Below are 11611 nucleotides of genomic sequence, written 5' to 3'. Positions count from 1 at the left end.
GTCCTGCATTGCATTTCAACGTTGTGATGCCCAACGAATGAGCAAGCTTCCTTCCCCACAGGATCACGATCAGACGATCGTCGGAAATTCTGCATTCACAAAATTTTCACCGGTTCCAACCAGCGACTAAGCTTCAGACAAGTCCGATCAATCTACGTAAATGGATCAATCGACTATGGGCGCTTTGTGGCAATCCGATTCGAGTGAAACTGTTGTGCCAACTGATAGCGTGGAAGAAGCGCCTTCACCAAAAAAACCTCGCCGTCGTCGTTATGGCTGGCGACTGTTCTGGTTGTTGTTATTGATTATTCTGGTTGCGCTCGGCTGGGCAGCCTCCAAGGAAATGCGCACCTCGAAACTGCAAGCGCGCGAATTCAGCCAGTTTGCTGCATCGCTGAGTTACTCGATGCAACCGGGGCCCAGCGATTCGATTTTCTATCCGGGTGCCGGGCCTTTCGACAAGCGCCTGGGCTACAGTTCTCTGGGTGAGTTTTTGCCACGCTTGCTCAAGCGTGGCTACATGATCTCCGCGCAAACCCGTTTCTCACCGAAGCTGTTCAACTACAGCGAAAAGGGCTTCTTCGTGCCCTACGCGGAGAAAATCCAGGCCGGCCTGTCCATTACCGACTGCCGCGCCTTGCCCTTGTATCAGTACAACTATCCGCAGCAACTGTATTCGAGCTTTGCCGCGATCCCGCCGCTGGTGGTGCACAGCCTGCTGTTCATCGAGAACCGCGACCTGCTCGACCCCAAACAACCCCTGGCCAACCCCGCTGTGGACTGGCCGCGTTTTGGCAAGGCAGCCTGGTCGCAAATCGCCAAACTGTTGCACCTGCCCGGTCAGACTGCCGGTGGCAGCACCCTGGCCACTCAACTGGAAAAATACCGCCACTCGCCCGATGGCCTCACGGTGTCGGGCGGCGAGAAAATCCGCCAGATGATTTCCGCCAGCGTGCGCGCTTATCAAGATGGCCCGCAAACCCTCACGACTCGTCAAAACATCGTGCGCGATTACCTCAACAGCGTGCCGCTGTCGGCGGTGCCCGGCCACGGTGAAGTGCATGGCATGGCCGAAGGGTTGCGCGTGTGGTACGGCGCCGACTTCAATCAGGTCAATAGAGCCCTGACAAGTGTTGCCAGTGACCCGTTGAGTCTGTCTCAACGCGGTCTGGCCCTGCGTCAGGTACTGTCGCTGATGATCGCCCAGCGTCGGCCTTCACACTACCTGGCCAATGGCCGTGACGAACTGGTAGAACTCACCGACAGCCACATCCGCCTGCTCGCACAAAACGGCGTGATCGACGACCCGCTGGCCGCTGCCGCACTGGCGAGCAAGGTGACCTACCGCGACTGGCAACAACAACCGACCATTCAACCGATCGAATCCAACAAAGGCATCAGTGTGGCGCGCAGTCGACTGGCCGCCCTGCTCAATCGCCCTTTGTATGACCTCGACCGCCTTGACCTGTCGGCCACCAGCACCTTGCAGTACGACCTGCAAACCAAGGCCACCGAGTACCTCAAGCATCTGGCCGACCCGACTTACGCGGCGCAACTGGGCCTGCTCGGCGAACACTTGCTGACCCCCACCAGCACGACCCAGGTGCGTTACAGCTTCACCCTGTTCGAGCGGACCCCCGATGGCTCGCGCGTGCGCGTGCAGACCGACAGCACCGATCAACCTTTCGACATCAACGAAGGCAGCAAACTGGAACTGGGCTCCACCGCCAAACTGCGGGTGTTGACCTCCTACCTGCAAATCATCTCCGAACTGCACGACCGTTATGGCGACCAGCCACCGGCCGTGCTGAAAAAAACCGCGGTCCCCGAGCAGGACGTGATTTCTCGCTGGGCCGTCGATTACCTGATCCAGAACACGGACCGCAGCCTGCCGAAAATGCTCGATGCGGCGCTCAACCGTACGTACTCGGCCAACCCCGGCGAATCGTTTTTCACGGGCGGCGGCCTGCACACCTTTCACAACTTCCGCAAGGAAGACAACGGCCGTAGCCCGACCCTGCGCGATGCCCTGCGCGAATCGATCAACCTGCCGTTCATTCGCCTGATGCGCGACCTGGTGCGCTACAGCACTTACTCGGGGCCCAACAGCAGCGGCCAGTTGCTCAGTGACGATGACAACCCACGGCGCCAGGAATATCTGGCGCAATTCGCCGACCATGAAGGCACCGCGTTTTTACTGCGCTTCTGGAAGAAGTACCAGAAGAAGGACACCCAGGCTCGCCTCGAGACCTTCCTCGACAGCATGCACCCGACGGCTATTCGTCTGGCCGCGGTGCACCGTTACCTGCTGCCCGAGGCCAGTCAGGAAAGCTTTAACAGCTTTGTGCGTGCACACCTGAAAACGGCCAAAAATACCGATAAAAATATCGACAGAACCGCCGGCAAGCTCAACGAAAAACTCACTGACGAGCGCCTGGAAAAACTCTATAAAACCTACGGGCCGGGCGCCTTTGACCTGCCCGACCAGGGCTTTATCGCCAAGGTCCACCCACTGGACCTGTGGCTGATGGGCTACTTGCTGAACCATCCCGACGCCAAGTTCAGCCAGATCGTCAAAGCCAGTGAATACGAACGCCAGGAAGTCTACAGCTGGCTGTTCAAGAGCCGGCACAAGAGCGCCCGCGACAGCCGCATCCGCACCATGTTGGAGATCGAAGCCTTCCTCGACATTCACCAGCGTTGGCAGAAAGTCGGCTACCCGTTCGACCACCTGGTGCCGTCACTGGCCACGGCCATCGGCAGCTCCGGCGATCGGCCAGCGGCTCTGGCAGAGCTGATCGGGACGATCCTCAACGATGGTGTGCGGATGCCGACCCTGCGCATCGACAGCCTGCATTTCGCCGCCGGCACGCCGTATGAAACAACAGTGATCAATGACCCGGAAAAAGGCAAACGAGTGATGCCGTCCGAAGTGGCGACGGCAATGCGCGAAGCGTTGTCGCAAGTGGTAGACGCCGGTACCGCCAAACGGGTCGCCGGTACATTCAAACTGCCAAATGGCACCCCGCTGGCCATGGGCGGCAAGACCGGCACCGGTGACAACCGCATTGAAGCCTTCGGCTCCGGTGGACGGGTGCTGAGTTCGAAATCGATCAACCGTACCGCCACGTTCGTGTTCTACATTGGCGAGAATCACTTCGGCACCCTGACCGCCTTCGTGCCTGGCGCCTCGGCCGAATCCTTTAAATTCACCTCGGCGTTGCCGGTACAGGTACTCAAAGGCATGGCACCGATTCTCACGCCGTATCTGCAACCGGGGAGCCACACACTGTGTCTGCCTGCCAACGTAGCGCAGCGCTAATAAAAGGGAACACTAAAAGAAGGTAGTAATTAGTTATTTTCGGCATTGCAAATTTCAATGTTTCATCAGCGTGGACAGCTGTTTAACAGTGAAAATCCAGACTGTTACTTTGAGCCCCGGGAGTTAGGCTGGTAACTCCGATTAAGGCTCAAGGTTTATTAAAAGCATGTCTGACTTACAAGGAAGTATCTCTGCTCCCCAGGCACCGCCAGCAGGCGATAATAAAGGCCGCCATTACGATTTCATCAAGCGTCGGATCCACCCCACCTTCAAAAAGGCTTCATTGCAAAGGGTTCGGGAGCTGAGCCTCACCAGAACCGGGGCTGCGCAATGGATAACCACAGCCACAGACTTCGATCACAGGCAGTTACAAAAGGCCAACCTTAAACTCTGGTCTGCTCAGAACACGGTGGACCGGTTTATTGAAGAGTTACAAAACATCTATGAGTTCGCGGAACCTTTACTCACCCAGGCGCTGATGGAACAGTTCGGCGTCGATGCCGATGTCAGAACAACTTACTTGCATCTCTATTTACCCAAGGAGCGCCCTTGGTATGTCATCAACACGTCCGCAGKTGTTGTCACCCGAACCGTCTCGCTGCTGGACGCCGCTTTACACAACTTCGCGCGCACCGAAACCTGCGAGCCCGATTCAGACTTCATCAGCCAGCCCGATGAGCGCGGGCACTTCGACACTCTGCCGATCAGACGCAAAATGTCCATCGCCCAGTTCCAGACCCTGTGCCGCGAACTGGACATCGGTGCCCGCTATACCCAATACCTTGAAGAGCGGTTGCTGCCCAGCGATGGGCTTGCGCAGAGTTTTTTGAAACTCAAAGTCGTCGAGAGCGAGAAAGCCTCATTCAAAGCCGCCGCTCAACAAGCGGTGATGACCGGCGACATCGACTCCGATGCCCGCGACCTGATCCTGAAGATGCTCGATGGCCAGCGCAACCTCACCCGTCATGGCCGGGTGATGCGGTTCGCTGAACTGTCCATTCTAAATAGCCGCCTGACCGGGATCGTGTTGATTACGCCGAACCTGGACCGCGCCCGCGAGGTTGTACCGATATTCGCCTACGTCCCACAGGACCCTGAGCATCCACTGAAAGAGTACCCCTCAACCGTCCACTTCATGAATGAACTGACTCGCCAACTGCGCGACAACGACGCCATATCGTCCAGCGCAATGACGTACCGGCAGTACTTCAGCCGCTTCGTCGATCAGCACCAGCGCGGGCATTTTTTCGGCGGGCTGCAACAACGTCTGTTCGAGGTGAAATGGCATCAGAAAGAACCGCTGGACCAAGGGCCTAGCTGGCGAGAAGTCCCGGTCACACCCCCCAATCTGCATTTCAGCGCCGCACCGATCACCGGCGAATTATGGGAGCACCTTTACCAGCAAAAACTGAACAAGATCCTCAATGACGCCCGACACATTGCCGTGTCCACCGCCGACACCGATCGCAACGCCCGCTGGGCCTGGTGGGAGAACTTCAAAAAAATAGTCTCGGACCTGTTCAACGTCGCGCTGTTGATCGCCACACCCTTCGTCCCGGGCCTGGGCGAATTGATGATGGTCTACTCGGCCTACCAGATTGCCAGCGACGTCATCGAAGGCATCGTCGACATGACGTTGGGCCAGTGGACCGAAGCCGCCGAGCATATCGTCGGCGTGGTGACCGACGTCGTTCAGCTGGCGGCCTTTGCGGTGGGCGCGCAGATTGGCCAGTTCGCTCTCTTGAAGCTCTCGCCGCTGATCGAGGGCATGAAACCGGTGGAACTGCCTAACGGCCAGCCCCGCCTGTGGCATCCCGATCTCAGACCTTACGAACTGCCGGATTACACCTTACCGGCCAACTCCAGACCTGACGAATCGGGCCTTCATTCCCACGACGGCCAGGACATTCTGCCGCTGGATGAAAAACATTACGCGGTGCAACAAGACCCGAAGACCGGCAACTATCGGGTCAAGCACCCACACCGCCCCAACGCCTATTTGCCCGAGTTGAAACACAACGGTCTCGGCGCCTGGACCCATGAAGCCGAGAACCCGCGCGCGTGGGAGAACCCGACACTGATGCGTCGTCTCGGCCACTCCGTGGACGGTTTCAGCGATGCAGAACTCGAACACGTTCGCCTCGCCAGCGGCACCGAAGACGGTGCGTTGCGCCGGATGTACGTCGACAACACGGCCCCGCCACCGTTACTGGACGACAGCCTCAAACGCTTGAACATCCAGCGCCAGACCCGGCAAGCCATTGAACGAATTCGAACAGGCCTGTCTCTGGACTCATCGTCTTACTGGTTTGAACCGCTGGCGACTTACCTGGACGGCTGGCCTTCGGATAAAGCCCTGAAGGTCTATGAAAACGCCGACATGAGCGGCCGGTTCCGCCAGTACGGCAATGCCGACGCGAGCGACGAGCAAACACTTTCCACCAGTCTGGCCAGCATCATGAGCGACCGGTTTGCGCCAAGCCTGGTCGAGTTCCTCAGCGAAGAAGAACTGCAAGCGGTGCTCGGTGGGCCAATCGCCAAAAACCATCGGGTGCAAGCGCTGCGTAATCGTCTGGCGGACGAAGCCAATCGCCTGAACGCCGATATCGTCAATCAGCTGTATCAGGGGGCACAAGCGTCCAGTGATCCGCAGGTTCGGCTGATTCGCCAGGCATTTCCGGAGCTGCCCTCCCGAGCGGCACAGACGTTGTTGAACAGTAGCGAGGGTGCAGACCTCATGCGCATGACACAGGAGCAACGCCTACCGCTGAGCCTCAAAAGCCGCGCCCGTGAAGCCGCCTTCGAAGCCCGGACCAACCATGCGTATGAGGGCTTTCACGACGGCGCGCAGTGGGTGCCGGAAACCGAAAGCCTGGTGCTGAACGCGCTCAGGATTCATACCGACACGTTCGCGCAATTGCGCATCGAGGTTCGCGAAGGCAGCGATGCCGGGCCACTGCGCGGCAGTGTGGGTGCGCAGGACGCRCCGACAGTCCGGGTGCTGGTCAGGGATGACGTGAACCAATTCGAAGTCTGGGACGCCGAAAACCACAAGTTGCATGAAGCCGCTGATTTTTTCGAAGCCGTGCTCAAGGCCTTGCCGAAAAACCAACAAACGCAATTGGGTTATCGACCCGGCCAGGGAGCCTTTTTCAAACAATGGGTGATGGTCAAGACCGAGACGCCTGCCGAACGCCGCACAGCGCTCGCCGCACCGCCTATCCGGCCGTTGGCTGACCATGAAGACATGATGCTGTTGCGCGGCCCCGGCCTTTCCATCACAGCTGCCACGCTCACTGAACGGGTGCAGGACCTGTACCCCCACTTCAACGACAGGGAGGTCAATACCTTTGTTCGGTCCCTGGGCTCGCAAGAGCAAGGGCAGCGGACACTGACACGACTGGACCGCGAGCTGGATGATCTTCGCGTGCTGCTCAATCGCTGGCGATACCAGCAACCTGATACGTGGGGGCCGGATCGACAAGGGTTCGTGCGAGGCGGCGGTCTGCACATTAGCGAACGGCTCGTCGATTGTTTTAAAAGAAAACCCACGGTCTTCGGCGAACGCAGTACCACCGTCGACGGCGGTTATGCGCTGGATCTGTCAACCGAGTTCGATGTTCTTGATCTCGAACGCTGGTGGAAAAAACTGCCGGATATCAAGCACTACCTCGATCAGGTCAGCACCTTGAACCTGGACCGCACGAACTTTTCCGCAACCTCCACCGGGCTGTTGAAGGACTTCCCCCATCTTCGGCAACTGAGTGCCAGGAGTTGCGGGCTGACGCAGCTGCCTGAGGATATTGGCAAGATGCACTACCTTCGAACGCTGCGTCTGATGAACAACGACATCACGTTGACACCCCAGGCTGTCGAACAACTGCGAAACCTGACCCACATGGAAACGCTCAGGCTCGATGACAACCCGAAACTGGCGAGGCTGCCGAACGTTGAACGCATGCCCAAGCTGAGAATCCTGAGTTTGAGCAACACCGGGGCAACCACGTGGCCCGACGGCCTCTTCGCGCCCATCGGCAAGCCTCGACCGCGCGGTTTTTTCCTGGATCTGCAGGAGAACCCGATCAGTAAAATCCCGACCGTCGTGCCCGGCTCGGAGGATGCATTCATCGTGGCGCGAACCCGTTTGTACGAAAGGAGTCTTTCAGAGGTAAATCTGGTCATTTTCAAAGAGTATCGGCGCTCGGTCGGCATTTCTCCCGAACAGCTCTATACCGACGCCGCTACCAATGCGATGGCCCAATGGCCGATGAACGACGACTCTCAATGGTGGAGCTCCGAGGTCTCCGGGCTGGGCACCTTCCGGCAAGAAGCCTGGCACGACTTGATGACCGAACCGGGTTCTGAAGGTTTTTTCTCGCTGATCCAGAAGCAGACCCGCTCGGCCGATTACCAGGCCGGCGGTGAATTGCGCAGACAGCTCAGCAGCCGGGTATGGCGAATGATCGAGGCCATCGACCTGGACAGCACGTTGCGCAAGGAACTGTTCGAGATGGCGACAGCGCCTACCACCTGCGCTGATGCGGGGGCCCAGGTATTCAACCATATGGGCATCAAGGTGCTCGCATCCGAAGCCTATGCCTTGTCGACGTCGGGCGCGAGCCTTGAAAGCCGCCTGGTCAACCTGGCCAAAGGTGCCGCTCGCCTGGAGCGGGTAGATGATATCGCGCGCGAAGAGTTTCGCCGTCGCAACGAACACCCGGAGAGTGTGGAGGAGGCGAACCCGGATGAAGTCGAGGTGTTTCTGGCGTTTGAAACCGGGCTGGCCGAACGCCTGGAGTTGCCTTGGCAATCGATAACCATGCGCTACCACGAACGGGCAGCAGTCAAACAAGCCAAGCTCGACACCGCCTTTGACACCGTGACGTCGATGGAGAGTGGCGATGGACTGATCAATGCAATGATCGAGCAACCCTTCTGGGAGAAATACCTGCGTGACACCTACCCGATCGAGTTCAGGCGCAATGCCCGACTGTACGAAAACAAGACCGACCTGCTGGATGAGTTGCGCGAAGCTCAACACGCCTGGGTCCGTTCCAAAGGCATGCAGATTGCTCAACGACAGGCACTCAAACAGCGCGTCGAGGACCTCGCCCGGCAATTCAACGTCGACGACAGCGTTGTACTCACCGATGAGGACATGAGCGATGAAGTCTATGGAGGATTGCTCAACGACATTGGCTACGAGGAGAAGCAACTGAGCAGGCGGTTGACGCGCGAGGCGTTGCACAAGGCCGCGTAGAGGTAACCCGCCCTGAAGGCTCCCGGCCCCGCCTTCAGGGCTTTACCGGAAAACCGGTTCGCGCCTCACGGTTATCCCACTTCGGAGTCCCAGATCACCGTGATAGTCCCGGAATAGTTGGCTGCTACACCGGGTCTCAACATGAAGTCCACGTAATAGCTTGCAATCTCGAAGTGCAACACACCTGGAGCCCGATCCACATAAAACCCGGGTTTGAATTCTTGCGCATTCGCCTGGCCCACACGCAACGGATGACGATTGACCGGTTGCCCACTGAGGTTCGTCAAGCCGTTGGGCAGGCTGACACTGAGCTGCACCACGGCTGCGCGTTGTGAAACCGGGTCACGGATCATGCAATCGAACAGCCCTGTAATCTGGCACTCCACGAGCATCTTGAAGCGACTCRACGACGAAATATTGAATGTTTGATCACGAAACAGCCGTGTCGGTCTGCGCCCCTGCGTCAGCCAGGCCTGCCATCCCCCCTGCGGGACCAGTTCAACGCGATTGCCACCGGGAGGTATGTCGACTTTCAGGGTATGTTCGACCGTCAGGGTGAAATTAAGGGTAATCACATCATCATTGGGCAACAGGATATCGCCCATGTCGAAGTCTTTATAAGGCCCCGCGGTATAGTTCAATACACCCCGGTAAGTGCCGGTCGACATCTTTAGCGGATCGGGTGTCACCAGCTCATAGGAGAAACTTACATCCTGATAGGCAAACTGGAGTGACTCGGGAATCAGCTTCTGTGCCTGTTTCGAGCAAACGCCTGCATTAGCCGGCACTCTCCAGAAAAAAGCAAAAAAATGGGCAGACCCATAACCCACTCCACCATAGCCACAGGGTGGCGGAGCATATACCCAACCACTCTGCCAGACACCAGCCGGCAGAGGATCCTTGATCGTATAGGCCGCACCTATACCGTTGATGCGCATTTTAACCGTCTCGGGTTGACCGGTTCCGTCATGGATGACAGTGACTTCTTTCCAGTACGACGGCACCTTGAACATCGGGCCCTGACGTTCGTCATGCAGTGGAAGGATGGGGGCGATCGACTTGAAACGAATCGGCAGGGCGATGCTGAAGACCCCGTTTTCGCAATAGGCCGGATGATCGCCACAATAACCGCCTTGTGGTGTTGTGTTTACAAAAGCATTTTGCATCGGCTTTGCCGGATCAGGCCGGAACACGGCGGTCATCTCTACGGTGGCCGCACCGACTGACGATGCGAGAACTGACGAAAACACTCCCGCCAATACCGATGCTCTGTTGGTTCTCAATACCTTTAATGCTTGCATGACTCGCACTCTCCACTCCATGGTTCCAACGACTACAACCTCTAAACTTCCGAATCCCAGATGACCGTCGCATTGCCCGAATACTGCCGTTGCGATCCGGGGTGGATCATCTCGGCCACTTCATCCGCAGGGATTTCGAAGTGCAGCGTTCCGGGCTTTCGGTCCACATAAAAACCCGGCTGGAACAGTTCGGTGCCACTGCCGTCACGCAATAACCGTCGACGATTGACGGCTTGCCCGCCACTGTCGGCCAGGCCATGGGGAAGACTTACGGCAACGTGCAGCGGTACGAAATGGCCGGAAACGGGCTCTCTGACAGCGCAGTTTTTACCGTCCTGGGAGTACTGACACTCAAGGCTCATTTTGAAACGCGAGCTCGCGGAAATAGTGAACGTTTGATCTCTGAACAAGCGTGTCGGCTTACGGCCTTGTTGTAACCAGGATTGCCATCCCCCCTGCGGGACCAGTTCAACGCGATTGCCACCCGGCGGAACATCAACCTTGAGTGTGTGTTGCACATCCAGGGTGAAACTCAGGGTAAGGGTCGATGTATCGGGCAACATCACATCGCCCATATCGAAGTCCCCATAAGGGCCGACGATGTACGTCAGGCTCCCCTGGTACTTCCCCGAGGACATGCCCAGCGGGTTGGGTGTCACCAGTTCATAAGCAAAATCGAGATATTCGTAGCGCATCCACGGCACATTGAATTTCGCCTGCTTCAGGCATGCACCGTCCGTTGGCGTTTTCCAGAAAAAGGTATACCGCTGAGGCGTATATCCACCCACACCACTGTATAAGCAAGGGGATGGAGCATTTACCCAACTGAGACCCCACAATTGATTGTGGGCTACCCGATAGTCGTTCCCCCCACCCACCAGGCTGATCACATCATCGGTGACGTACTGAGAGCCCACACCCGTGATTCGAACTTTTACCGGCTCTGGTTCACCGGTCGCTTCATGATAGACGGTCAACTCCCGCCACTGTGCCGGGACTCTGATCATCGCTCCATGCCGGGCATCCACATGATTGGCAAGGATTGGCACACTGGAGTTGAACTGAATCGGTACCCGCAGACTGAACATTCCGTTGTCCCTGCACTCACTGGGATAGCTGGCGCAGTAACCACTGGAAGGCGTGTCATTCTTGAATTGATTGTGTTGCGGGTTGCCAGAGTCGGGTCTGAACGAGGCTTGAATCGACACCTCCTCAGCCCAGGCCGATGACAACCACACCGAGAAGAAAAGACCCGCCCCCGCACAGCGGCCTGCACATCGTTGGAACGCCTGAAAACGGCTCATCCTTTCAGCCTCGTAGAATCAGTGAAATCGGTATCAAGCACCCGGCAACACCGCATTGAAAATCATATTGACGCTGCCAAAGTAATTCCCGGGCTTGTAAACCCCGTCGGCAGGCGGCACGGGCACGACTTCCAGCAAAACCCGTTTACCCAGGGCCGCATCGCTCAGGGAAACCACTTCAGTGCTTTCCAGCTCGTTCAATAACCTGCCGTTGAACAGCACACGCAAGCCAATGTCATGGGCATCGGTACCGTTGGACAGATACGGCCTGCCTTCAAGCCGGGCCTTGATCGAACCGGCTTCATTCTTGACATCGAAATACTTGCGCAAGCCGCCCAAGGTCGAGGTCACCAGATTCCAGGGCAACTGCTGCTCCTGATGTATCCAGCCGGGGTCTGCGGGAATGACGTAGAACGCATGGCTC

General features: G+C 57.6%; 5 protein-coding genes. 2 read left to right on the top strand and 3 right to left on the bottom strand.

The window, feature by feature from the left end; all coding sequences use genetic code 11:
- Positions 1-175 precede the first annotated feature (175 nt).
- A complete protein-coding gene (locus tag AC1DH9_RS10000; RefSeq protein ID WP_427541169.1) occupies positions 176-3322 on the top strand; it encodes a transglycosylase domain-containing protein in 3147 nt (1048 codons plus the stop codon).
- Positions 3323-3731: 409 nt separating this feature from the next.
- On the top strand, positions 3732-8582 hold the full coding sequence (locus AC1DH9_RS09995) for an NEL-type E3 ubiquitin ligase domain-containing protein (RefSeq protein ID WP_477808111.1): 4851 nt from the start codon (positions 3732-3734) through the stop codon (positions 8580-8582).
- Between the two features lie 71 nt (positions 8583-8653).
- Here AC1DH9_RS09995 and AC1DH9_RS09990 read toward each other — a convergent pair whose 3' ends face one another.
- The 3 genes from AC1DH9_RS09990 to AC1DH9_RS09980 form a co-directional block, all read right to left on the bottom strand.
- A complete protein-coding gene (locus tag AC1DH9_RS09990) occupies positions 8654-9883 on the bottom strand; it encodes a hypothetical protein (RefSeq protein WP_477808110.1) in 1230 nt (409 codons plus the stop codon).
- A gap of 41 nt (positions 9884-9924) precedes the next feature.
- Complete coding sequence (locus tag AC1DH9_RS09985; protein ID WP_427541178.1) at positions 9925-11187, bottom strand: hypothetical protein; 1263 nt, start codon at positions 11185-11187, stop codon at positions 9925-9927.
- A 33-nt stretch (positions 11188-11220) separates the two neighbouring features.
- Positions 11221-11611, bottom strand: a 391-nt coding sequence (locus tag AC1DH9_RS09980) for a CS1 type fimbrial major subunit (RefSeq protein ID WP_477808109.1), incomplete at its 5' end; no start/stop codon positions are given.

It is taken from the genome of Pseudomonas sp. 05T35 (assembly GCF_056396605.1).
This window is presented reverse-complemented; position numbering and strand designations above follow the sequence as displayed.